The organism is Fluctibacter corallii (assembly GCF_025751585.1).
In the GTDB taxonomy this organism is placed as follows: Bacteria; Pseudomonadota; Gammaproteobacteria; order Enterobacterales; family Alteromonadaceae; genus Fluctibacter_A; species Fluctibacter_A corallii.
This window is the reverse complement of sequence record NZ_JAOWKX010000001.1, coordinates 125,066-150,434: the sequence shown is the minus strand read 5'-3', so window position 1 is coordinate 150,434 and position 25,369 is coordinate 125,066. Positions and strand designations below refer to the sequence as shown.

Here is a 25,369-nt window from a genome sequence, read left to right as displayed (position 1 = left end):
TGTGAACATTAATGCTAGCTAGCGTATGAACTGTCTGGGTAGTTGAGACGAAGGGTTTTTAACGCATTTTGTTTTAACTCGACCAAATCCAATTGATCGTAGCTTTCAATCATAATTTCCAGTGCTTCTTGCACATGGATTGAATCGGGATAATTTTCTAAGACAAATTTACCTCGATTTGCAGCCGCTACGTAAGCTTCTCGTTTCATGTAGAAGCGGGCAATCATGATTTCATACTTTGCCAAACGGTTCTTTATAAACGCCATGCGCTTTAACGCGTCGTTAGCATATTTGCTGTCCGGGTATTTTTGAATCAGACTTTTAAAATCGTTGAATGCTTCACGCGACCTTGAAGGGTCTCTGTCTGAGCGATCGATTCCTACCAACTCTTGAAATAAGTTTTTGTCTGCGTCCATGTTTGCTAAACCACGCATATAGAGTGCGTAATCAACGTCGGAGTGATTTGGATTAAGCCTGACGAAGCGATCGATGGTGGCTAGCGCTTCATCGGTTTTGCCAGTTTTATAGTACGCGTAAATTAAGTCAAGCTGTACCTGGTGTGACAGCGGACCGAATGGAAAACGCGAATCTAGCGCGCTCAAAACGGTCGCGGCACCAGAGAAATTTCCGTTGTCTAAATTGGTTCTTGCTCTTTCGTACAGTTGCTCTGCGGTGTCATTGGCAACAACAACCTCATCATCCGGTGATGACGAACAGCCTGACATTGTTGCTAAAGTAGCCGCAACAGCAAGCGTTTTTAATAAAGCTTTGATATTCATTATCACTCTTATCGTTATACATATGGTGCCTTAGCTGGCACTCGAAAAATCAAACTCGCAGCATTCTAACGTACTGTGATTTTGGATGCACATGTTAATTTTAATGCTTCATTGAGAGTGAAACCTATGGGAAAAGTTCCGTTCATATAACCAGGGCATACACTTTTAAGTCTTCTATTTCGCTGGGCCGTGCCAAATTTCTGCTCAAAGATATGCTAACCCTGCCCAACTCGCTGCGATTCGTAGTATAATCAGCTGATTAACTAGATTTGTAGGTTGTTTTATTACATGACTGATAATGTTGAATCAGTTGAGCTAGACGCCATTGTGCCAGAGTCGTTCTATGGTAAACGCTTGGATCAGGCTTTAGCAGAATTATTTCCAGACTATTCCCGTTCGCGTATTAAAGATTGGATCTTGGCGGGCAATGTCAGTGTCAATGATGTTAACGTATCTAAGCCGCGCGAAAAATTGGTGGGCGGAGAGAGCGTGGCCATCAATGCCCAAATTGAAGTGCATGGTAGTCATCAGGCACAAGATATTGAATTGGATATTGTCTATGAAGATGACGATATTTTAGTGATCAATAAACCCCGAGATTTAGTGGTACACCCTGGCGCTGGTAATGCCGATGGCACGATTTTGAATGCCTTGTTAAACCATGTTCCCGATATTGCCACAGTGCCACGCGCTGGCATTGTTCATCGATTGGATAAAGATACGACAGGGTTGATGGTTGTCGCGAAAACGATTCCTGCGCAAACTCACTTAGTCGAGCAGCTACAAGCGCGAGAAATCAGTCGCGAATACGAAGCCGTTGTGTATGGCACCATGGTGGCTGGTGGAATGGTAGATCAACCGATTGGCCGTCATCCAACTAAGCGCACCAGTATGGCGATTCGTGAAACGGGTAAGCTGGCAACCACCCATTATCGCGTGATGGAGAAATTCAGAGCGCACACCCATTTACGTTTGAAACTTGAAACCGGAAGAACCCACCAAATTCGCGTGCATATGTCTTATTTAAAGCATCCGCTGGTGGGCGACCCGCTCTATGGCGGGCGTCCGAAATTGCCAAAACGTGCAGGGCCAGACATGGTACACATGCTGCGAACCTTTAACCGTCAAGCGTTGCATGCTGCGCAGTTAGAACTGGCGCATCCCATTTCAGGTGAGTGGATGGGATGGCAAGCGCCGCTACCCGATGATATGGTGGAATTGCTTGCTGTATTGAAGCAAGACACAGAAGAGCATGGCGTTGACTGGGAATAGCGGGTCGACGCAGCTTTCTCTTATCACCCCAGATTGGGATGTCCCTAACTGGGTCGATGCGTATACCACAACACGAAAGGGAGGTGTGAGCCAGCCTCCCTACGACAGTTTAAACGTGGGTATGCATGTGAAAGATAATCCTGAGCATGTGAAGGCTAACCGCAACATGCTTCCTACCAAGCAGCCGATTCATTGGCTACATCAAACCCACAGCAACAAAATTGTTGAAGCTGGCAGCGCAGAGGCTCATGCCGATGCGAGTTTTACCTCGCGTGACGATGTCGCCTGCGCAGTTATGACCGCTGATTGCATTCCGATTCTTATTTCTAGTGTGCAGGGCGATTGTGTGAGTGCCATTCATGCAGGGTGGCGTGGCTTGGTGAATTCAATTATTGACTCATCTCTTGCGGCATTGCCAAGACCTGCAAACGAGCTCGTAGCATGGATTGGGCCGTGCATTTCTCAGCCTCATTTCGAAGTAGGACAAGAGGTTGCAAAGCAATTTAAATCTTATTCGAATGCTATTTCTCAGGGCCAGCAGCAGGGAAAGTATCATATAGATATGGCCTTGGTTGCGGCGTTACAACTACGTTCTTTGGGGGTGCAACACGTGTATCAAAGTCAATTATGCACCTACGCAAACGAAGACCTCTTTTTTTCGCATCGGCGCGCAACGCACCAAGGTTTAAGTGATTGCGGTAGAGTCGCAACCGTTATAGCGTTGACATAAGATTGGTGTTGGTTTTTGTTTTTCTATACGCCAAGCGAAAAACAAGACCGAGTTAGCCTCCCAATTAGCCCTCGACTTAGCATAGATCAATCTTCCTTTTAGCAGACTTGAATATATTTAATTTTATACCCATACATTAGTCAGAGTTTGATTTTCGAGAGAGCATTATGCGTTTAGATCGGTTTACCAGTAAGTTTCAAATGGCAATTTCTGATGCGCAATCTATCGCGTTAGGACGTGATCACCAATACATTGAGCCTGTGCACTTAATGACGGCATTGCTGAATCAGCAGGGTGGATCCGTCAGGCCATTGTTTGACACTGCCAAGCTGAATGTTAACAGCCTCCGGTCTGCATTGTCTGAAGCAATCGAGCGTTTACCTCGCGTTGACGGCATTGGCGGCGATGTGCAGTTAAGTAAAGATACGGTTGTGCTGATCAATTTATGCGACAAAATTGCGCAAAAACGTAAAGATGACTACATCACCTCTGAAATATTCGTACTCGCTGCACTTCAAGATCAAGGCAAACTAGGTACGATATTGAAGCAGTTGGGGGCGACGGAAGAGAAAGTTGAAGAGGCAATTGAGAAAATGCGTGGTGGCCAGAAGGTCACTGACCCGAACGCAGAAGATGTGCGGCAAGCTCTCGAAAAATATACGACTGATCTGACTGAGCGTGCCGAGCAGGGTAAGCTCGATCCGGTGATTGGTCGAGATGATGAAATTCGCAGAACTATTCAGGTACTTCAGCGGAGAACGAAAAACAATCCCGTATTAATAGGCGAGCCCGGTGTTGGTAAAACCGCTATCGTTGAAGGACTCGCGCAACGAATTATCAATGGTGAAGTACCAGAAGGGCTGAAAAACAAGCGCGTGCTGTCACTTGATATGGGCGCGTTAGTGGCGGGCGCGAAGTATCGCGGTGAATTTGAAGAACGCTTAAAAGCGGTGCTAAATGAATTATCAAAAGAAGAAGGTCGCGTGATCCTCTTCATCGACGAGCTTCATACAATGGTTGGCGCTGGCAAAGGCGATGGTGCAATGGATGCGGGGAATATGCTTAAGCCCGCACTTGCCCGCGGTGAACTGCATTGTGTAGGCGCAACCACGCTAGATGAATACCGTCAGTACATCGAAAAAGACGCTGCACTTGAACGCCGTTTCCAAAAGGTCTTGGTAGAGCAACCGAGTGTTGAGGATACCATTGCTATTTTACGCGGCCTAAAAGAGCGATATGAGTTGCACCATTCGGTTGACATTACCGACCCCGCTATTGTTGCCGCGGCGAGTTTGTCACATCGCTACATCAGTGACAGACAACTTCCCGATAAAGCCATCGATTTAATAGATGAAGCGGCATCAAGCATACGCTTGCAGATGGATTCTAAACCAGAAGATATGGATCGGCTTGAACGACGCATCATTCAATTGAAATTGGAAGAGCAAGCGCTAGCTAAAGAAAAAGACGACGCCAGTACCAAACGCTTAGAGTTAATTGAACTTGAGCGTGAACAAGCTGAATTAAAATATGCAGATTTAGAAAAAATTTGGCTGTCTGAAAAAGAAGCCATGCAAGGTACACAGACCATCAAATCTGAACTAGAACAAGCGAAGCTGGATTTAGAGATTGCGCGTCGAGCATCAGATTTAAATCGCATGTCTGAGCTTCAGTATGGGCGCATTCCCGAATTAGAGCATCGACTTGAACGCGCCGCTGAAGCAGAAAAACAAGACACGCAATTAGTGAAAAATAAAGTCACCGACAATGAAATCGCCGAGGTACTGTCGCGCTGGACAGGCATTCCGGTTGCAAAAATGCTCGAAGGCGAAAAAGAAAAGTTATTAAAAATGGAAGACGTTCTGCATCATCGGGTTGTCGGGCAGGGTGAAGCTGTGAATGCGGTGTCTAATGCCATTCGTCGTTCGCGAGCTGGGCTTGCCGATCCCAATCGACCTATCGGTTCTTTTCTGTTTCTTGGCCCAACAGGCGTGGGTAAAACAGAACTGTGTAAAGCACTCGCGGGCTTCTTGTTTGATACAGAGCAGGCCATGGTTCGTATTGATATGTCGGAGTTTATGGAAAAGCATTCTGTCGCGAGATTGGTGGGGGCACCACCGGGCTATGTAGGCTACGAAGAAGGGGGATACCTAACCGAAGCTGTGCGTCGCAAGCCATATTCCGTTATTTTGCTCGATGAAGTCGAAAAAGCGCATCCGGACGTGTTTAACATTTTACTACAAGTGCTAGACGATGGACGGTTGACTGATGGGCAAGGGCGAACGGTTGACTTTAAAAATGCGGTTGTGATCATGACGTCTAACCTTGGCTCTGACATTATTCAAGATATGCATCAAGAAAGTCAGTATAACGAAATGAAGCAGCGGGTGATGTCGGTAGTAGGGCAGCACTTCAGGCCTGAGTTTATAAACCGAATTGACGATACCGTCGTGTTTCATCCGTTGGGCAAAGAACAAATTAAGTCGATTGCTAAAATTCAGTTACTTTCTCTTCGCCAACGCCTCGCTGACAAAGGGTATAAGCTTGAGTTGTCTGGTGCAGCATTAGATAAACTGGCAGAAGCAGGGTTTGATCCTGTGTTTGGGGCAAGGCCGCTGAAACGCGCCATTCAAACGGAAATTGAAAACCCGTTGGCACAACGAATCCTGTCTGGTGAGATGCTACCTGATAGCACAATCAGGATAGATGCAAACCACGAAGGGTTAACGATTCACTAAACACAACAAGGGCGTCAAATGACGCCCTTGTTCGTTCTGATTGTTTATTGCTATCTCGACGTTATTGCAAACTAGCAAGCAAGGCCTTTGCATCATCTCGTTCAGCAAAATCTTGCTGCGTATTGATCGCGGCTTGCAATTCACTTTTGGCTTCGCTTGTTCTTCCCAATTTAGATAGGGCATAACCTAAGTGGTATCGAATCGCTGGATCGTTAGCGTTCATGCTGAATGCGCGGCGCAGTACGTCGAGTGCGTCGCGATACTGCCCTTTTTGAGCGAGTAACCATCCGTAAGTATCCAAAATTGACGGAGCCTCTGTGCCAGTATCTAGCGCTTGTTTCGCATAATCGAAAGCTTTTTCAACGTCACTGTTGATAAAGATGTTGGCGACATTATTTAGAATAAATGCGCGGTGAGGTAACGTATCAATTGTCAGCAAGTATTCATAATGGGGCAGCGCTTTATCGTAAGCGTGTTGATTCATGTAGAAGTCGGCCAACATGTTTCGTGTAAATAAGTCTCCATCTTGGGCGCTAATGTGGCGCGTTGCCAATTTCTCAAACTGAGAAACCCCCAAATTTTGACGGGTTAGCTGATATAAACTGGCAATAGCTGGTCGATACCCCGACGTTTTTTCAAGGGCTTCAGTATACAGGGTGACAGCGCGCTCCATGTGTTGTTCAGACTGTGCAATGTCAGCGGCAATAGTCAGCAATTCAGCGGTGCGTCCTACTTTCTTCATTAAGCCACTGAGTGCCTCACTGGCCTGTTTGAATTGGCCCGCAGCGATGAATGTCGTTACTCGCTGCTTTTCAAATATACTATTGTCAGGCGCGCTTTTTACCGCGTTTGTAATGCTTTGTTCTGCAATGTCATAAGCGCGTATCCGCAATGCCATGCGATTGATGGCAAAAAGTAGCTCCCCGTTGTCAGAGGCTTTTTCTAGCGTTTTCGCAAGCTCACGCTCTGCTCGCTCGGGTTGCTCTCTGAGAATAAACAATTGCGCTCGCTTTAGGCTATATTCCGGACGATTAGGGGCAAGCTTAATAAGCTCATTTACCTGGCGATGCGCCTTTTCATATTCGTTTGCCTGTACGTATGCATCGACAAGCAACTCTCTTGCTGCGAGGTTGTCAAAATCCTGCCCCAGAAGCGTTTGCAAGGTTGCTGTGGCTGAATCAGTATTCCCTTCAACAATATCGAGCCGAGCAGTTAGCTGCTTAACATCTTTATTAGCAGGCTGTCGCTCCCGTAATCCCGTTACCAACGTTCTTGCGCTATCATATTCACCTTTAGCGGCGAGTATATTAGCCTTGTTGAATGTTGCTGAAAAATGATTAGGAGAAATCGACAAGGCCTCTTCAATGTATCGAAGAGCGTCATCCCAACGCTTCATTTTAATCAGCAATGCACCTTTAAAATTCTTGAAATCGGCGCTGTTTGGGGCAATCTCGATTAACTCATCAGATACGGCAATCGCTTCGTTAACTTTACCCGTTTCCATCAGCAGCAAGCTGTAAGTCAGCACATAATTCGGATCGGTTTTGCTGTGTTCTGAATTTAAAATTAATCTGAATGCTTGTTCATGCTTTTTTCGCGCAATCAAGGTTTTAATTTCAAGGAGTTCAACGTCTTTGTTTTTTGGAAAGCGAGATTTTAATGCGTCAACGATTTCCATTGTTTTAAAGGTTTTATCATTGGCAAGGTAAAGGTTACCAAGCAAAATTGCGCTGTCGAGTTCTTGCATTCTGGCGCTTTCATTGCGCTGCATAATGTCGAGTGCTTGTCGGTATTTGCCCAATTCTCGTAGCGTTTCTGCCAACAGATTCACCGCGGTTTCATTCTCTGGTTGTAAGGTAAGATACTGATTCAGAAATGTATTAGCCTGCTCAAAATTGTTTTGCGCAAAGGCAGTAAGCGCAGACATGTAAACCATTTGAGGGTCATTTTTAATTTGTTCAGCTGGTAGTGAAGCTAATTGGCCGCTCAACTTCTCAAGTTCCGTAGAGGCCATCTGTTGTTCGTTTTTACGTGCCTGAACCCAAGCATTAACCAGTGTTGCAAAGGGATCGTTAGGCGTTTGAGCCAGTATGTCCTCTAAAACGGTTTGTGCGCTATTTTGGTCTTCAAGCTTTAAGTACAAAGACACCAACGAGCGTTTTACCATTGGATCGTCTTTTAGCACGTCATTCGCTTCAATCAGGTAACGTTTAGCTGCACTCAAGTCACCTTGTTTATTCTTGAGTTCGCCAAGTAACCTTAGCGTATTACCGTGTTTTGGATTGATTTTATAGGCCTTTGACAGCAACGTTTCTGCTGCATCTAAGTTGTTTTGACTCAACCGCATAGACGCATATGCGGTTAAAATACTGATATCATTGGGTGCTAAATTTAGTGCCTTTTCGTACTCATTTTCCGCTTGTTCATACTGCTTTTTGGCGTAATGCGCAGTGGCACGAAGTTTTAACCAATTTGCCTGATTCGTTGGGGTTAACCCTTTCATAGAAGTTGAAAGGAGTTTGTCTTGATGCTGAAGGAAAAGCCAAACCTTTCCCAACGACTCCGCGACCAAGTTAGGATCGGCACCTTTTGCCAGCGCCTCTTCGAATTCGGTTTCGGCTTCTTCCATATACCCGTTAATAAGCAGAACTCGCCCCATCAAAATTTTTGCAGGGAGGTTATCTTCATCTTCTTTCAGGCTATTTTTAAGATGAATGTAAGCCTCTTGCAATTTATCGTTAGCAAAGGCAATACGGGCTTTTTCATAATATTCACTGCTGTCTTGAGCTAAGGCCGAAAAACTGACTATCGAGCACAGCAATGTCGTTGCAAGCGACAGGCGTTTGAAATATGTATTGGTCGACTTCACCAAACCATCCTTATTAACGGAACATCTCACTGCATAATAACGTAGCTGAGCCAAATCATAAAACGCCATATCAAAAATCGATGAGCAAAATTAGGGATAACAGGGGTAAATATGAAAAAAGACGGCGAACCGTCTTTTTTCTAAATATATTTCGTAACGAAAAGACGCTATGCGCGCAATCGTCTCAGGCCGAGTAAGCCCGCAAGCATCAATATTAATGTGGCAGGTTCTGGCACGCTGGTAGGCGGCGGCGCTGTTTTAGTGGTTGTGACCGCAGCCAGTTTGAATGCATCATTACCTGCTGACAATGCGCCACCAAATACGGGGTTATATACTCCCACCAACCAGTAGTAAGACTCTGCGCTTTCAGCCACAGAGTAGTAGCCATTTAAAGGCATGTCTGAGATATTCTCTACCACTTCCCAGCCTTTAGTTAACAAGCTTGCCCAAGTGTCTGACGTTGAGAATGGGCTGCCATTTTGTTTTTGACCTGTATAACGCAAAACCGAAATATCCGAATCGTTGCCAATCCAATCTACGTCGATCTCATCTAGCATGACTTTTTCGTCAAACTGCAATAGCGCTGCATCAAAGTCTCGGCTGCTTCCATACATGCTGTCAAATGAGTGATTTGGGTTGTCATCTCCCTCATCACCATTAATCACACCCAAGCCGCCGCTATATAACTTCAGCTCACCTCTGCGAAGAAATGGATCGCCACCGTCGTAGCCGCTATGAGAGCGATTACATGATGCATCGCCAGGAGCACATGAGCCACTGGAGCTTGTTGACGACCAACCTGTAACAACCAAATCGATATTGTCGTCTGTCAAAGACATATAGCTGCCTGTGCCCACGTTATTAGACGTGTTCCCATAAGACAATGAATTGCCGCTATTATTAGCAAAATCCCACGTTTGTGTGCTAGCTAATGCTGAAGACGCTGAAATAAGAAGTGCTGCACTTAGTGCAAACTGCTTAAGCATAATGGATGCTTCCTCTCGGTTACTTCCGCTGTTACCGAACAACGGGCTTGAAACTTATACCTCTATCGAATGAATCAAGCAAAAACTGTGCCTGACATAAAAATCCATATAAATCATGGGTATGTAAAAATTTTACCGCCATATTATACGAGATGTGTAAAAATAATCGACGATTATGTTCGTGGTATCCCCATTTGGAGACAGATCGACACCACAACACAACAAAATTGCTCGAGTGAATTCGCTTAAATCAATAAAAATTCAGCGAGTGATGATGGCACTCCTTTACTTTCTCGTCGATGTTTGTAAAATTCAGCGTCAATTTTTTAACCACTTTTTCCAGTGGGAATAGTATAGGCTCTACATCACTATTATTGGAATCAGGGTTGTATAGGATGTTGTTGAACAAAAAATGTAGATCATATTTCCACGTATCAACGACGGCTAAATCTCTAGGTTTGTAAAAGCCACTTTTCACGCATTGAAAGGTAACGTGCAGTTATTTCACTACGCTGTGTCTTTTCAATCAAAGGACGTTATTTAATAAAGGAATGTGCCAGTAATGAAGTTTTATACGCACCAAGCGGTCGTTAAATTCCCTTCGTTTTTTCGCAAGACGTTAATTCAATCTCTTTTTTTGCTTTTTGGGGTTATGCTAAATGCAGGGTTCGCTGTAGCTTCCGAATCTGAAGGGCAAAGATCTATTGCCCTTAGCTGGTCAGACGTACCTTATGCAACTCACTATAAACTTGTAGAGAAGAAGCCTGGAGCATCTGCGTTCGAAACGGTATATCTCGACACTAACACCACGGTTAAGTTAAACGCACGAGCGGCTGATGTACATGTATATAAGGTAATAGCGTGTATAGATATTCCAGACGACAACACCCCAGAGCCTCTGTGTGAAGCGTTGGCGGAGTACAGTGAAGAGTTAACGGTTGATCTGGCTAAAGGGGATGCGGACGTTGCATTTCCGAAGCCCATAGATTTTAAAACAGATTTAAGTGAATATTTGCTAGAATTCGCGACGATTGGAACGCTTCCTGGTGAGTTTCGTGTCGATGAATCTGGTGCGGCAACTTACTCTGTCCCCATTGATTTACCTAAAGGTATTGCTGGCGTTACACCTACGTTGTCGCTGAACTACCACTCGTCGGCGGGCAACGGCCCTCTTGGCATGGGCTGGAGCGTAGGAGGTTTGTCGGCTATTTCTCGTTGTCGTCCTACATACGAGCAAGATGGATTTAATCAACCTATTCAGTTAACCAATGAAGACCGATTCTGTTTAGATGGTCAAAAGTTGATGGCCATCAATGGGGCGTACGGTGAACATGGTACGACCTACCGAACCGAAATTGACTCTCGAGTGCGAGTGACCTCTTATGGAACGTCAGGGAATGGCCCAGACCATTTTATTATTGAGCGTGAGGATGGCTCTTCATCTCGTTACGGAGCAGACAGTACCGCAAAGTTAACGGTTGATGACGGTACAGTACTAAGGTGGAATATCGATAGCATCAGCGATAACTTCAACCTAGATAGCAATCGGATTAAGTTTAACTATATTTCTGATGCCACTATGTATGGCGAAAATGCCATATTGCTCTCGTCTGTTACGTACAGTGGTAATAGCGTCAACTTTAGCTACGACACGCGAAACCAGGTATCACGTAAAGACTCCACCAAAGCCTACTATCACGGCCTTATTATCGAACATGCCGTGGCCCGTCTTAACAACGTGACGGTAAAAAATCATTACAACAAGCAACTTAAAAGTTATTCCTTTAATTACACGGTAGATGATACCAGTCAAGCTCACTTCGTAGAGGGCATTGTTTTATGTGGAGAAAATGGAAATGGGTGCTATCCCGCAACTACTTTTAGCTGGAATGCATTTAACAATTACGGACTCCGAGACAGCAAACTAGCCTATGAATTAGGTGCCAAGGACGTAAAAGTTGCGTTTCCTATCGACTTTAATATGGACGGAATGTCTGAATTATTATACGTCGTGAACGATAAAGGCATATTTAAAGTATTTGCAGACACCGTTAAACTTTTTTCGTTTAATCATTCCCAAGAAAGCAAGTTTCCAGTGAAAGCGATTCCTATTGATCTCGATGCTGATGGGGTTTTAGAAATTGTTTTCTACCATTCAGATGGGAACAGACATGGCTGGCTCTCAGGTGATAAGGGGAATGGAGATAGCAGCCCAATGTGGAGTGTTTACGATCCAAATAATAGCATTGAGCAAAAAGATTCAAACTGTGTAGCGATTTTTCTATGTGGTGATGTCGTTGTTGAATCCAATATTTTCTCTTTGGGGTTAACTCTGGCGGATACTACCGATGAACCGCTCTTTCATGACATAAATGGAGATGCGCTGCCGGATATTATTTTTACCCGAAATAAAGAGTTAAACGTCATCAAGAACTTGGGAAATAATCAATTTGGTGCTATTGAGAATTTACCTCTGTCACTTCCTTTTAATAACGAAAGGCATCTGTCTTGGAAGTTAGTAACGTCAAAGCAACCCATGGATATAAATGGCGATGGCAATGCAGATTTCTTTATTAAAAGTAAAGAACTTGACACTGAGCTATGTGAACAGGCATGCACATATCTGGGAGCCTTCATCGTTACTGTAGAAAGTAAACAAGGTGGCCTGTCGGCACGCATTTTACAAAATTTAGGAGAGTATTCTAATTACATGATTAATGCCGTGCATGAGGCGGAATCGCGAGTCTTTATAGCAGATGTCAATTCTGATGGTCTTTCAGATGTGGTCATAGGCTCTTCGACGAATTATGCGTTGGCATTTTTTTCTGATGGTGAACGTTTTGGTAATTCTGTAAACATTGCCTTGCCCGGCTCGGTAAATGAGTACTCGAGTCAACCGATTTCTAATTTGCAGTTCATGGATGTAACAAAAGATGGAAGAGTTGATTTAGTTTTTTATGAAAATACAAAAAGGCAGTGGAGTTATGTTGCTCAAACCTTCGACGGTAACTTTGCACCCAGTAAAACGTTAAGCTCTAAGTTAGTATATGATTCTGATGGGATTCAGCCACACCTTGCAGACTGGGACGGCGATGGCGAGTTAGAGGCTGGATATGTTGATTTAGAAGGCGGAGACGCATATCGCCATGCGGATAGAGCCTATGATACAGCCATTTCCCGACTCAATGCGCAAGGCAAACTGAATAGGATCGTGAATGGAATGGGGCTGAGAACAGAGATTCTTTATGGACCTATGACATCGGCTTCAATTTATAAAAAGGGAACAGAGACCGATTCTTTACAGTTTGGCAGGTGTCAATATGAAAGCATAAGCTGTAGTCCAATTGTTGATGTGCTTACGCCTCGTTTTTTAGTTACACAAGTAACCTCGTTGGCACCCGCAATTACCGTTGAACCATGGAACCATAAGCTTTCATTAAGCGTGAGTTATCACTACGAAGGCATGCGTATGCAATCGGGTGGACGTGGCTCGCTGGGTTTTGAATACATTTCAACCACCGACAATGAGCGTAAAGTGACTACCCGCACGCGTTATCGTCAAGACTTCCCGTTTGTTGGTATGCCGGCTGAAACGCTTCAGTATTTTGGTTATGGCTCTGACGCTGTTCCAGACAAAATGGCAAGTAATGTATTGTCGTATGCGGAAAACCAATACGACTATATGGTACTGACCGGGGGGACTTACTTCCCGTATTTAAAGACGGCAACAGATTATCAATACCATGTTGATGATATCGGTACCGGATTGGTTAATGATTTAACGGTAGCGTCGCGTATTCGTAGTCACTCTGTCACCGACAACACCCACATACCGTCGGTGTCAGGGCATTACGCACTTCTTAATCGCTCAGTGGTAACTCAATACGACGGTGATAACAAAGAGCTGAGTAAGGTCACAACCGCAAATACCTATAACGCTGAGAACGAGAGTAATTGGTGGATTAGCCGTGTTACCGATACTACGGTTACCCACACACGTGTGAATAATACGGTAGCGGGTTACGACGGTGAAGGCGTGACGTCGCGCACGCGTCAATCTCGTTTTGGATACGATGCCACAACGGGCTTATTGGTGTCTGAGACGATCGCCCCTGAAGGTGCTGCTTTACACCAATTGGTGAATACGCGTCATTGTTACGACAGTGTGGGAAATAAAACCACCACCGTGACCAGCAATCGTCCCATTGCAGACAATTGTGCGCTGCCAGCCTTAACCAATGACAAGTTTGATTTTGCCCGCATCAAGAAAGTGAGGTTTGATACGGAAGGACGCTATGTTGACACCACGTATTCGAGTTTATCTCGCCCTTTAACGGACAACATCGAATGGAATAGCCTAGGTCAGGTCACCAAATCGACGGATATCAACGGGGTAGAGTATGCAGCTGTGTTTAGCCCTCATGGTGAGCCCGTGGCGACATCCAATAGCATGGGGCAATTGTCTTATACAGCAAGGGCACTTAAAGGCGTTTTGTCAGAGCCGTCGTTACCTAAAGGCGTGGATTATTATTATGTGACCCAATCCGTGGTAGAAGGCGGTACAACGCAATTTACGTACTACGACCAAATGGGACGCACCGTTGCTAAAGCCAAGCTGAGTTTCGATAACAGGTACACATTCACCGTCACCAAGTATGACCAGTATGGGCGAGTTATCGCGCAATCAGCCCCCTTCTTTTCTGCCGCGACTCCCCATTACGCTACCACCACGTACGACATCTTAGGGCGAGTCGTCGAGGCTAAATCAGCGAATGGCACGCTAACCAAAGCGAGCTATGAAGAAAATGCCGTGACCACCACCGTCACTGCAATGACCGACACTGGCGCAACCTTTACTCAAACGCAGGTTGAAACCACCAACGCGCTAGGCGAAACCGTCAGCATGCTAGATGCAGATAACTGGGGCATATCTTATGGCTATGATGCAACCGGAAATCTGATACACACCCGTGACGACGATGGTGTGAATACCTTTATCTACTATGATGACTATGGCCGTAAAATCGGCATGAACGACCCCGACAAGAAGCGTTGGCAATATCAATATAACGGCCTTGGTGAGCTGGTTAAACAAACCGATGCGAAAAATCAAAGCAGTATCACCTATCGAGATACCGAAGGACGAGTCATTCGGTTAGACAGTGGGACTCAAACCAGACTATTTGAATACGATGGTCAGCAGCTAACAACAGAGTGTGTTGCATCAGGGAGTAGTTGCAGTAGTGGGCAAGTGTCTTTTAGAAAAGACTATGTCTACGATGAATTTGGTCGCGCCAGTATCGTTCAAACGATGGCGGAAGGCACGTCGTATACCCAAGAAACCGTTTACGATGAATATGGTCGCGTATTCCAGCAGTTTGATGCCTTAGGCGATTATCACGGCGTACGCAACCATTACAAGAACGGCTATTTGGAGATGCAAGAAGAGGCTCGCTACAGCGGCTCAGCAACCGAAGGCGACAATAAGGTGTATTTTAAGCTCACCAAAGTTGATGCCTTTGATAATCCAATATCGTACTCCTATAACGGGAGTCAAGTCAAAGTTGAAAAACACTACGACGACAAAACAGGACTAGTCAAAGGAATTACTTCCACAAATGCTCTAGATCAGCTGCTTCAAAAGAATGAATACAGTTTTGATACGCTGGGTAACCTCAGAAGTCGTCAACGTGGAACATTGGTTGCTAATACGCAAGTGGAATTGGCGGGGCTAACACAACAGGTGCAGTCGCAACGTTTCGACTATGACAAACTGAATCGCCTCACGCATCTCAATGATGTTGAGGTGGTGAAGTATCACAGTAATGGCAATATCAAATTCAAAAAAGGGCAGGGGTACTATTGCTATAACGCGGGGCTGGCCCATGCCGTATCTGGTATAGGCAGTGCGCCAGGCTGTACCACTAACACCTACAAGTACGACGCGAACGGGAGTGCCGAGTCTATTCGCGGCAACCAAATCATGTACACTGCTTTTGATAAAGCACAGCGTATCGAGTCTTCGTCAGGTACCACGACGTTTGCTTACGATACTAACAAACGACGTTACAAGCGTGAGACCTCTGCCAACGGCGAAGTCATCAAAACCCTGTATTTGGGTAACGTTGAAGTAATTTATAAAGACGGCGTGTTTTCTGAGTACCGCCGCTATATTCCGGGCGGCGTGCAAACCCACACCGCATCGGGCAATATTAGCGAGCAATACCTGCTTAAAGACCATATTGGCAGCTTAGACACCGTAGTTTCAGACTCAGGCGAAGTATTACAAAAATGGTATTTCGATGCATGGGGCAAGAAGACGCAACTAGCGAAAAGCCAAATGATTAGCTGCTCAGGCGGTGCTAGCTGTGACGTTGCACAATACTCAAATTCAGTAGACTTAAGCCAAGTGTTTACCACCCGCGGCTTTACTGGCCACGAGCATGTTGACCACGCAGAAATCATCCATATGAACGGTCGGATCTACGATCCAACTTTGGGTCGATTCCTTCAGGCAGATCCGTTTATTCAGGCTCCGGAGAATAGTCAGTCGTACAATCGTTATGCTTATGTACTGAATAATCCGCTGAGCTTTACCGATCCTAGTGGGTATTTCTTTAAGTCAATTAAAAAGTTCGTTAAAAAGTGGGGCAAGATGATTGTAGCTGCTATAGCTGCCTACTACACATTCGGTCTTGCTTCTGGATGGGCTTCAGCATGGGCGGCGGGAGCTGGAGGATTCAGCGCAACAGCGGCAGCTACTATTGGATATGCTGTAGGTGGCGCAGCAGCGGGTTTCGTTGGGGGAGCAATTACAACTGGCTCACTCAAAGGTGCGCTTAGAGGAGCTTTCAGTGGTGCAATCATGGGTGGCATTGGTGGTTCATTAAGTGGTGTTGAAGCATTTGTCGCGAGTGGATTGGCAGGTGGCATTATTACCGACTTGGAGGGTGGAAAGTTTGGTCACGGATTCTTGAGTGCAGGAATTGGAGCTGCGATGGGAGGTAGATTTGGTAAAAATCCATATGCACAAGTCATAGGCTCAGCAGTAGTAGGTGGTACGATATCTAAGTTAACAGGCGGAAAATTTGCAAATGGAGCAATTTCTGCGGCTTTTGCGGCTGCTATGAGAGCTGATTGGAAATCCGACCCTATTCCTGAAAACTCTACTGTAGCATTTGTTGGCGGTGCTACAGACGACACGAATCCACTTAATAAAGTTGTGAGAAATGCATACGATGAACACATCTCCAAATATGGAAGTGATTCGGCAGTGTATTTTGAGCATACTCAACATGAAGAACTGGCATTATGGATAGACCAAACGAACGGTGGAGGAACTGTTATAGCGCACAGTTATGGAGCAGATATGGCCGCTCAAGTTATTGCAGATGGCCACTCTGTAGGTAGATTGGTAACAGTAGATCCTGTAGGCTGGTCAAGACCCGATTTTTCGAAGGTAGCAGCAAATTCAGGGGTGTGGCAAAACTACGACGCTGGGGATTCATTGAGAAACTTTAACAACGTTGTTGCAACTGTAGGTGGAGCTTGGAATTCGGCACCAGCAAATTATGCAACATCTCATCAACGATATGAAAGACTTGGACATGTGCGAATCTGCCAAGTTTTTTGTAAATATTAAGTTAAGGCCTGACATGTTTCGCACGATTTTTCTCTGTATATTATATTGTTTTGCAGTTAATGGGTGCGCGGCTTTGCCGAACACGAAGCAACCACAAATTTCTAAGATAAATGCAACTGTGATTGATAAGCAGATGGTAGCGCTTTTCCCATCCTATAAAAATGAGGGTGAGATTCGAAAGTTACTAGAGATTTCGTTTTCCTCAAACTCTGACGTCATTTCGGAAAGTTTAAGCAACGATATGTCATTGAGAGCCATAGTTGGTTTCTGTAATGATTTTTATCATATATCGGGCCTAGCCTTTCCAAGTATCCATTATCAAGGAAATACTATAGAACATTATTTGATTAACAACTCTGTACCTAAGGTCAGCAGCGCAGACGGAATAACATATCAGGTGTACATAAATTACCTTGAATATGAAAAAATTATCAAAGCTAATGCCGACGCAAAATTGTGTTTACAAATAAGTGGTGCTAGCTACATTTCCAATTTCGAGTCAAACATAATAATAATATCAAATAAATAGGTCGCAGTGTTTTGAAACCAAACCCGCTCCGGCGGGTTTTGCATATCTGCTGGGCAAAACTGTTAATGGTGTTTGCCTGCCGCAATTTTTGCTGGAGCGAAAGCATTCCATCGAAATTGAGCTAACTCACTTATTAGTCTGAAGTATATCTTCGATTGCCAGTCGCAGAGTTTCTTCAGAAAACACATGGAAAGAACCAAACTTGTGGCTCGTCAGCCTAGTAATTTTATCTGAATCGGCAATTATTTTGGGTAGGTGCTGGCTAACAGGAGAGTATTTATATTCCCAGCCTAAGAATTTGGAGATATCGATATTGTTCGGTTTATACTAATAAAGTATTGGTGCACGGCGCGCTGACTACGCGTCGTTAATGCGAGCAAATAGAAACAAAATGTACGGTTTTACAGGGAGATGTGCTATCTTTGCTGGCTTATCTTAGAGGAATGGTGAATGACACAATCTAAACGCAAAGGTATTTATTTACTTCCTAACCTGCTTACCACAGCGGGGCTATTTTCTGGATTTTTTGCTGTCGTCTCTTCTATGAATGGACGTTTTGAAGCGGCTGCCATTGCGATTTTCGTCGCGATGATTTTTGACGGCTTAGACGGACGCGTAGCGAGAATGACGAATACGCAAAGCGAATTTGGCGCAGAGTATGACTCGATGGCCGACATGGTGAGTTTTGGTATGGCACCTGCTTTGGTGTCGTACAATTGGGCATTGAGTGAACTGGGCAAAATTGGCTGGTTGGCGGCGTTTATTTATGTGGCCGGCGCTGCGCTTAGATTAGCTCGCTTTAATACGCAAATTGGTATTGCCGACAAGCGCTATTTTCAGGGGTTGGCAAGTCCTGCGGCAGCGGCGTTGGTTGCGGGCTTAGTTTGGGTGGGTGTTGAGTATGACGTCAATGGCCACGACTATGGAATCATTGTTGCACTATTAACGGGCGTTGCGGGGCTACTGATGGTCAGCAACTTTAAGTACAACTCATTTAAAGAAGTCGATTGGCACGGAAAAGTTCCTTTTGTCGCGTTATTGGCTGTGTTGCTTGTATTTATTATTGTGGCCACTGAACCTGCGTTAGTCTTGTTTGTTGTGTTTGCATTGTACGCATGTGCTGGGCCAATCAATACCTTCAGAAGTGTCGAAACGATTCGTCTGGAAGATGTGGTGGGCGACCCCATTGATGAAGACGCAGATTTTCAACAGCGTAACGAAGAGAAATCCCCGTCAGAGAAAAATCCAGCAGATAAACCATCTGAGAAATAACTCGTCTTTTTGCTCTCGGCTTGCAGCCGGGAGCAGTTTCACTTTGCTTTAGTCTTTTTCTTCTTCCATGTCATGTTAAGTGATCAGCCCGTGGTTGATTGTCTTGAATAAGCTGTACATCTGCTTGCTGCGAATCTAATTTTCCCATTATTTCTGTGCTGGCATTTATATTGCAGTGGTCAGGTGTTTTTCATCACTGTCAAGAATCCGTGGTATGGAATTAGCTGGCTACTTTAATCGAATAGACAAAAACCGTATTAAGCAGTACACATCGGGACTGGGCGCGCCGTTGGTGTTGCTTGCCATCATGGGAATGGTCATATTGCCCATGCCCGCGTTCCTGCTAGATATTTTGTTTAGCTTCAATATTGCGTTGTCGTTAGTCGTGATATTGGTGGCGGTTTTTACTAATCGCCCTATCGAATTTGGTATTTTTCCTCTGGTGTTGCTCATTGCAACGGTACTGCGCCTTGCCCTCAATGTTGCCTCTACCCGTGTTGTATTACTTGAAGGTCACGAAGGGGGCGATGCGGCTGGTAAAGTGATTCAAGCATTCGGCGAAGTGGTCATCGGTGGCAATTATGCAGTAGGTATTGTGGTATTTGCTATCTTGCTGATTATCAACTTTAAAGTGGTTACCGCAGGTGCAGGTCGTATTTCAGAAGTAAGTGCTCGCTTCACATTAGATGCTATGCCCGGTAAGCAAATGGCGATCGATGCCGACCTCAACGCAGGGTATATTGATTCAGATGAAGCACGCCGTCGTCGTCAGGAAATTACCGCAGAAGCCGACTTCTACGGATCAATGGACGGTGCGTCAAAGTTCGTAAAAGGGGATGCCGTCGCAGGCTTGTTCATTATGTTAATTAACATTGTGGGCGGTTTGTTTATAGGCATGATTCAGCACGACTTGGCCTTTGGCCAAGCTATAGAAATCTACACTATTCTAACCATCGGTGATGGCTTGGTTGCACAAATACCGTCGCTGTTACTTTCTGTTGCAACGGCCATTATTGTGACGCGTGAAAACGAAGATCAAGACATGGGACCGGAGCTGCAAAAGCAACTCGGCAACCGCCGCGCGTTGTACGTTACCGCCGCTATTCTTTTTGTCATGGGGATTGTGCCTGGCATGCCACATTTGGCCTTTTTAGGGTTTAGTGCCTTGGTAGGGGGCTTTGCTTATTATCAGGATAAAGTGGCTAAAGAGCGCGCTGAGGAAGAAAGCAAGGTTGAGCGACTGCCAGAACAAGAGCAACACACGACGGAAGTAAAAGAGCTTGGCTGGGACGACGTTCAGCACGTCGATACGATTGGCTTGGAAGTCGGCTATCGCCTGATCCCATTGGTAGATAAGTCTCAAGGCGGTGAGTTGCTAACACGCATCAAGGGCGTGCGTAAGAAGTTGTCTCAGGAATTAGGGTTTCTTATTCCGCCTGTACACATCCGAGATAACCTCGACTTAGATCCAAATACCTACCACATCTCAATGATGGGGGTGAAAATCGGCGATGCGGAAGTCAGTCACGATGATGAATTAGCGATTAATCCGGGGCAGGTATTCGGGAAATTGGATGGCACACCCACGAAAGACCCCGCATTTGGGCTTGATGCGGTTTGGATCAGAGCAAATCAACGTGAGCATGCGCAAACCTTGGGTTATACCGTTGTTGACGCGGCTACCGTTGTCGCCACGCATCTAAGCCAGCTTCTTACCACCAATGCATATCAATTGCTCGGACACGAAGAGGTTCAACACCTGTTAGATATGCTCGCGAAGCACAGTCCTAAGTTGGTGGAAGGGTTGGTGCCTGACATACTCTCATTAAGCACGGTAGTAAAAGTGCTGCAAACATTGCTGTATGAAGGTGTACCGATTAGAGACATGCGATCGATTGTACAAACCCTAAGTGAGTATGGGCCTAAGAGTCAAGATCCCGACGTTTTAGTGTCTGCTATTAGAATTGCGCTGAAACGGTTGATCGTTCAGGAAATCAATAGTGGCGAGGCGGAGCTGCCAGTAATTACGTTAGCGCCAGAGTTGGAACAGATGTTGCATCAGTCACTTCAGGCCGGTGGAGAAGAGGGCGCAGGCATTGAGCCTGGATTGGCTGAACGTATTCAGCAATCATTGATGGAAGCATCACAGCAACGCGAACTGGAAGGGGAGCCCGCTGTATTGCTCACATCAGGATTATTAAGACCTGTGCTGTCACGCTTCTTAAAACACTCGGTTCAAGGTTTACATGTGCTGTCTTATCAGGAAATTCCTGATGACAAGCAGATTAGAATTGTCAGCTCCGTGGGTCAATAATCTGGCGCACGAATCTGAAGCGGTAAATTCGTGAGGGGACGAAGGTGAAAATCAAACGCTTTATTGGCAGAGACATGCGCGAAGCGCTCAAAATGGTCAAAGACGAGTTGGGCGGTGATGCGGTTATCATGTCTAACAAAAAAGTGCCTGAAGGCATTGAGTTGGTTGCGGCGTACGAACAAGCGCCCGCTGCACCACTTTCGTCAATGTCGCCCGCTGGTGCCGTTACCGACACGCCGCCCGCTGCGGCTAAACCTACGCCAACCTTGAGTGAAATTATTGGCGATTCAGGCCCAGATAGCTTGCGCGCTTTGTTAGAGCAGCAGTCAAAATCTCGAGCTGAAAAAGCCGACGCGACGCAACCGTCAACATCGTATGCAAAATCGCCGCCTAACGCATCTCATGCATCTCACGCCTCGGCCCAGCAAAACCGAGAAGCTTACGAACCCACGCGAACTGCTCAACTCCACAGGCAGCCAGATGTATCGCAAAAGGCCGCACAAAGCACACCGCAAGATGCACAACTCATGCGCGATATTCGTAATGAACTTAAGTCGTTAAGAAATGTATTGCAGTTTCAGGTATCGGGTTTGTTCGAGCAAGAAAAGAAGCGCGCGCATCCGCTGCACGATTATTTGTCTTCGCGTTTAACTGAAATGGGCATTGATACGCAACTTGCCAATGAGGTAGTGTCTTATGCGCCTGAAAAAAGTGATGAAAGACAAGCTTGGTTGTTTTTGTTGAAACTCCTCGCAAACCGAATTTCTACCACAGGTAACAGTATTTTATCTGAAAAGGGCGTGGTGGCACTGGTTGGCCCAACCGGAACGGGAAAAACCACCACTATCTCAAAACTGGCTGCTCGATACGCACAGAAATACGGTGCCAATCAAGTTGCAATGGTGACAATTGACAGCTACAGAATCGCAGCATATGAGCAATTGGCTACCTACGGAAAAATCATTGGATGTACAGTAAAACGCGCGCAAAACAAAGAAGAATTAGAAGATGTTTTGTATCAGTTACGCAACAAACGCCTTGTTTTAATTGACACTGCGGGCTTTAGTCAAAGAGATTCCCGTTTAATCAATCAGTTAGATACCTTAAATCACCAATCATGTGCTAATATCAAGAAATACTTGATTATGCAGGCAAATAGTCAATATCAGGTTATGGAACGTACAATTGAATCGTATAAATCGATTTCTTTGCACGGATGTATTTTCACTAAATTAGATGAATGTTACAGTCTGGGTGAAGCCATAAGTGCGGCAATTAATCATCGCTTGGCTGTGAGCTATGTCACTGATGGACAACGCGTTCCTGAAGATATCAAAGTGGCAGATGCAAAGTTTTTAATTACAGCAGCAGCAAAGCTTTATAAAAAATATGGTTTGACTCATACTGTAGACCAACAGAATTCGAATCCGGCAATAGCAGTATGATTGAGGATCAAGCGAGTAGCTTAAGAAGAATGAATCAATCACGTTTAATAAAAGTCATCGCAGTTACAGGCGGCAAGGGCGGAGTCGGTAAGACTAACGTTACATTAAATTTGGCAATTTCAATGGCGAAGCAAGGTAAGCGCGTCATGGTGCTTGACGCTGACCTTGGATTGGCAAACGTAGATGTGATGTTAGGGCTAAGGGTTGATAAAAACCTATCCCATGTTTTATCTGGCGAATGTACGCTCGATGAGGTGCTGGTTGAAGGCCCTTATGGCGTCAAAATTGCGCCAGCGACGTCTGGAACCCAGTCGATGACTGAGTTATCTCCAACCGAGCATGCGGGGTTAATCCGTGCGTTCAGTGAGTTACGTTATGATATAGACGTATTATTGGTTGATACGGCAGCGGGTATCTCTGATATGGTATTGAGCTTCAGTCGCGCAGCACAAGATATTCTTGTGGTGGTGTGTGACGAACCGACATCGTTAACGGATGCGTACGCGCTGATAAAGATACTGAATCGCGAACATGGTGTGTTCAAATTTAAAGTCGTAGCAAATATGGTAAGAAGCTTACGCGAAGGCCAGGAATTGTTTGCTAAACTGTCCAAGGTGACAAATAGATTTTTAGATGTTGCTCTCGAACTTGTTGCAACGATTCCTTACGATGAAAATATTCGTAAATCGGTACGGAAACAAAAAGTGATAGTTGAGGCATTTCCAAGTTCACCCGCATCTCAAGCCATTAATAAACTGGCTCAAAATGCGTTAACTTGGCCAATACCATCACAACCGGGAGGGCACCTGGAATTTTTCATTGAACAGTTGGTAGCAGATAAAGTAGCAGGTGGCTAGAAGTGAATAACAAAGCTGCGGCTTACCAACAACAAGCTGATAAAGCCCAGTTGGTAGAGCGACATGCACCTTTGGTTAAGCGAATCGCCCATCATTTAATGGCTCGCTTACCCGCTAGCGTGATTGTTGATGACCTGATTCAAGCAGGTATGATTGGTTTGCTTGAAGCTGCCAAAAATTTCGATGGCAGCAAAGGTGCTAGTTTTGAAACCTTTGCCGGAATACGTATACGCGGCGCGATGCTTGACGAGATCCGAAAGGGCGACTGGACACCGCGGTCGGTGCACAAGAACAGCCGAGCGATTACCGAAGCCATTACGCTGGTTGAGCGTGAAACCGGGCGCGATGCAAGAGATGCAGAAATAGCAGAAAAGCTGGAAGTCAGTTTATCTGATTATCATCAAATGCTTAATGAAGTAAATGCAGGTAAAATCATTGGCATTGAAGATTTAGGCGTAACGGAAGATGTGCTTACGACCGAGCAAACCAAAGGAACAGACTCGCCATTTGATGATTTGTTGCAAGGATCGTTTCAAAAAGCGCTAGCGCATGCTATTACTACTTTACCTGAGAGAGAAGCGATTGTACTTTCGTTGTATTACGATGAAGAGTTAAACCTCAGAGAGATCGGCGAGGTCCTTGAGGTGAGCGAATCACGGGTAAGCCAGATTCATAGTCAGGCGATGCTCAAATTAAAAAGCCGAATGCAATCTTGGCGTTCGGAGTGAAAATAATATAAAAATAGTTTGTTGAATCCTCACTGGAGGCGGTTTTGGATAAAAGTATGAAAATTCTTGTTGTTGATGATTTCTCAACAATGAGACGTATCATTAAGAACCTGTTAAAAGATCTCGGCTTTACCAATGTACAGGAAGCGGATGACGGCAGTACGGCATTGCCTATGTTACAGCAAGGTGACTTTGACTTTGTGGTAACGGATTGGAACATGCCTGGCATGCAAGGTATCGACCTTCTTCGTGCTATTCGTGCTGACGATAGCCTCAAGCACTTGCCTGTATTGATGGTAACCGCCGAAGCGAAGAAAGAACAAATCGTTGCTGCTGCGCAAGCAGGTGTGAACGGCTATGTTGTTAAGCCATTTACCGCGGCAACGTTGAAAGAGAAGCTCGACAAAATATTTGAGCGCTTGGGTTAAGTCCGGTAATCCTGATAATTAAGGAGAGTCCGAATGACGACCTCTGAAGAAGCACCTATTTCTCTAGACGATGCCAGAAAATTGGTAGAGTTGCTCGAAAAGGGCGACAATCAGGCTGCGACTGAGCTACTTGAGGCCCACACGATGAATGACTCTGAAGAGTTATTTGCAGAAGTGGGCAAACTCACTAGGCAGCTACATGACTCACTTAATAGCTTCCAGTTAGACGGCAGAATTTCTAATCTTGCATTGGAAGATATTCCAGATGCTCAGAGTCGCTTAACCTACGTTATCGAAACGACTGAGCAAGCAGCTAACCAAACCATGGATGCCGTAGAGCAATGCATGCCGATTGCTGAACAGCTCAATTCTCGTGTGGAAACCGTGATCCCAGAGTGGAAAAAGCTGATGACGAGGCAATTGCAACTTGGTGAATTTAAAAGCCTCTGCTATGACTTAGATAAGCTGTTAGAAGAGGCTGGAGAGGATTCTGCTAAGTTGACAGCGTTATTGACCGAAGTGCTCATGGCGCAAGGCTATCAAGATTTAACGGGGCAGGTTATTCGTAGAGTAATCGAACTGGTTAAAGAAGTGGAAGATAGTCTCGTTCACATGCTTAAAATGTTTGGTGAACCCGAAGTGCATGAAAAGGTTAAGAAAACTGAAGATGAGTCCGATACAGTGAAAGCAGAGGGACCGATTATCGACGCAGACCAACGCGATGATGTGGTTTCCAGTCAAGATGATGTAGACGACTTACTTTCTAGCTTAGGGTTTTAA

14 protein-coding genes are annotated in these 25,369 nt (G+C 45.2%); 11 read left to right on the top strand and 3 right to left on the bottom strand.

Annotation, left to right across the window (positions count from 1 at the left end; translation table 11 throughout):
* Positions 1–14: 14 nt before the first annotated feature.
* Positions 15–779: an outer membrane protein assembly factor BamD gene (locus tag OE749_RS00630; protein ID WP_263710401.1), complete on the bottom strand. Its 765-nt coding sequence runs from the start codon at positions 777–779 to the stop codon at positions 15–17.
* A 288-nt stretch (positions 780–1,067) separates the two neighbouring features.
* Between OE749_RS00630 and rluD the strand changes: the two genes are divergently transcribed.
* The 3 genes from rluD to clpB all read left to right on the top strand — a co-directional run bounded on the left by rluD (position 1,068) and on the right by clpB (position 5,519).
* Complete coding sequence (gene rluD / locus OE749_RS00625; protein WP_263710400.1) at positions 1,068–2,051, top strand: 23S rRNA pseudouridine(1911/1915/1917) synthase RluD; 984 nt, start codon at positions 1,068–1,070, stop codon at positions 2,049–2,051.
* The gene (gene pgeF, locus OE749_RS00620; protein WP_263710399.1) at positions 2,038–2,781 is read left to right on the top strand and encodes a peptidoglycan editing factor PgeF; all 744 of its coding nucleotides are present in this window, start codon (positions 2,038–2,040) and stop codon (positions 2,779–2,781) included. Before rluD ends, pgeF begins: the two co-directional genes overlap by 14 nt.
* A 167-nt stretch (positions 2,782–2,948) precedes the next feature.
* Positions 2,949–5,519 carry an ATP-dependent chaperone ClpB gene (gene clpB, locus OE749_RS00615; RefSeq protein ID WP_263710398.1) on the top strand — a complete coding sequence of 857 codons (2,571 nt, stop codon included), beginning with the start codon at positions 2,949–2,951 and terminating at the stop codon, positions 5,517–5,519.
* A 61-nt stretch (positions 5,520–5,580) separates the two neighbouring features.
* Here the strand turns inward: clpB and prsT are convergent, their stop codons facing one another.
* Entirely contained in the window at positions 5,581–8,388 is a 2,808-nt protein-coding gene (prsT, locus tag OE749_RS00610; protein ID WP_263710397.1) for an XrtA/PEP-CTERM system TPR-repeat protein PrsT, read from the bottom strand.
* Between the two features lie 167 nt (positions 8,389–8,555).
* Complete coding sequence (gene xdp1, locus OE749_RS00605) at positions 8,556–9,374, bottom strand: exosortase-dependent surface protein XDP1 (protein WP_263710396.1); 819 nt, start codon at positions 9,372–9,374, stop codon at positions 8,556–8,558.
* Between the two features lie 562 nt (positions 9,375–9,936).
* On the opposite strand from xdp1, the gene OE749_RS00600 reads away from it, so the two are divergent.
* The 8 genes from OE749_RS00600 to OE749_RS00565 all read left to right on the top strand — a co-directional run bounded on the left by OE749_RS00600 (position 9,937) and on the right by OE749_RS00565 (position 25,369).
* On the top strand, positions 9,937–17,016 hold the full coding sequence (locus OE749_RS00600; RefSeq protein ID WP_263710395.1) for an RHS repeat-associated core domain-containing protein: 7,080 nt from the start codon (positions 9,937–9,939) through the stop codon (positions 17,014–17,016).
* Positions 17,017–17,995: 979 nt separating this feature from the next.
* Positions 17,996–18,817: a CDP-diacylglycerol--serine O-phosphatidyltransferase gene (pssA, locus tag OE749_RS00595; protein ID WP_263710394.1), complete on the top strand. Its 822-nt coding sequence runs from the start codon at positions 17,996–17,998 to the stop codon at positions 18,815–18,817.
* Positions 18,818–19,031: 214 nt separating this feature from the next.
* The gene (gene flhA, locus OE749_RS00590; RefSeq protein ID WP_263710393.1) at positions 19,032–21,131 is read left to right on the top strand and encodes a flagellar biosynthesis protein FlhA; all 2,100 of its coding nucleotides are present in this window, start codon (positions 19,032–19,034) and stop codon (positions 21,129–21,131) included.
* A 44-nt stretch (positions 21,132–21,175) separates the two neighbouring features.
* Positions 21,176–22,576, top strand: coding sequence for a flagellar biosynthesis protein FlhF (gene flhF / locus OE749_RS00585; protein ID WP_263710392.1), 1,401 nt, complete (start codon positions 21,176–21,178; stop codon positions 22,574–22,576).
* On the top strand, positions 22,573–23,433 hold the full coding sequence (locus OE749_RS00580; protein WP_263710391.1) for a MinD/ParA family protein: 861 nt from the start codon (positions 22,573–22,575) through the stop codon (positions 23,431–23,433). The genes flhF and OE749_RS00580 overlap by 4 nt, the downstream gene beginning before the upstream one ends.
* 2 nt (positions 23,434–23,435) lie before the next feature.
* Positions 23,436–24,161 carry an RNA polymerase sigma factor FliA gene (locus OE749_RS00575; protein WP_263710390.1) on the top strand — a complete coding sequence of 242 codons (726 nt, stop codon included), beginning with the start codon at positions 23,436–23,438 and terminating at the stop codon, positions 24,159–24,161.
* Between the two features lie 44 nt (positions 24,162–24,205).
* Entirely contained in the window at positions 24,206–24,589 is a 384-nt protein-coding gene (gene cheY, locus OE749_RS00570; RefSeq protein ID WP_263710389.1) for a chemotaxis response regulator CheY, read from the top strand.
* Positions 24,590–24,622: 33 nt separating this feature from the next.
* Complete coding sequence (locus OE749_RS00565) at positions 24,623–25,369, top strand: protein phosphatase CheZ (protein WP_263710388.1); 747 nt, start codon at positions 24,623–24,625, stop codon at positions 25,367–25,369.

Excerpts from the sequence above, each read along its gene's own strand:
- flhA (WP_263710393.1), top strand. The coding sequence starts at position 19,032 with ATGGAATTAGCTGGCTACTTTAATCGAATAGACAAAAACCGTATTAAG.
- pssA (WP_263710394.1), top strand. The coding sequence starts at position 17,996 with ATGACACAATCTAAACGCAAAGGTATTTATTTACTTCCTAACCTGCTT.
- OE749_RS00600 (WP_263710395.1), top strand. The coding sequence starts at position 9,937 with ATGAAGTTTTATACGCACCAAGCGGTCGTTAAATTCCCTTCGTTTTTT.
- xdp1 (WP_263710396.1), bottom strand. The coding sequence starts at position 9,374 with ATGCTTAAGCAGTTTGCACTAAGTGCAGCACTTCTTATTTCAGCGTCT.
- OE749_RS00580 (WP_263710391.1), top strand. The coding sequence starts at position 22,573 with ATGATTGAGGATCAAGCGAGTAGCTTAAGAAGAATGAATCAATCACGT.
- clpB (WP_263710398.1), top strand. The coding sequence starts at position 2,949 with ATGCGTTTAGATCGGTTTACCAGTAAGTTTCAAATGGCAATTTCTGAT.
- rluD (WP_263710400.1), top strand. The coding sequence starts at position 1,068 with ATGACTGATAATGTTGAATCAGTTGAGCTAGACGCCATTGTGCCAGAG.
- OE749_RS00565 (WP_263710388.1), top strand. The coding sequence starts at position 24,623 with ATGACGACCTCTGAAGAAGCACCTATTTCTCTAGACGATGCCAGAAAA.
- OE749_RS00630 (WP_263710401.1), bottom strand. The coding sequence starts at position 779 with ATGAATATCAAAGCTTTATTAAAAACGCTTGCTGTTGCGGCTACTTTA.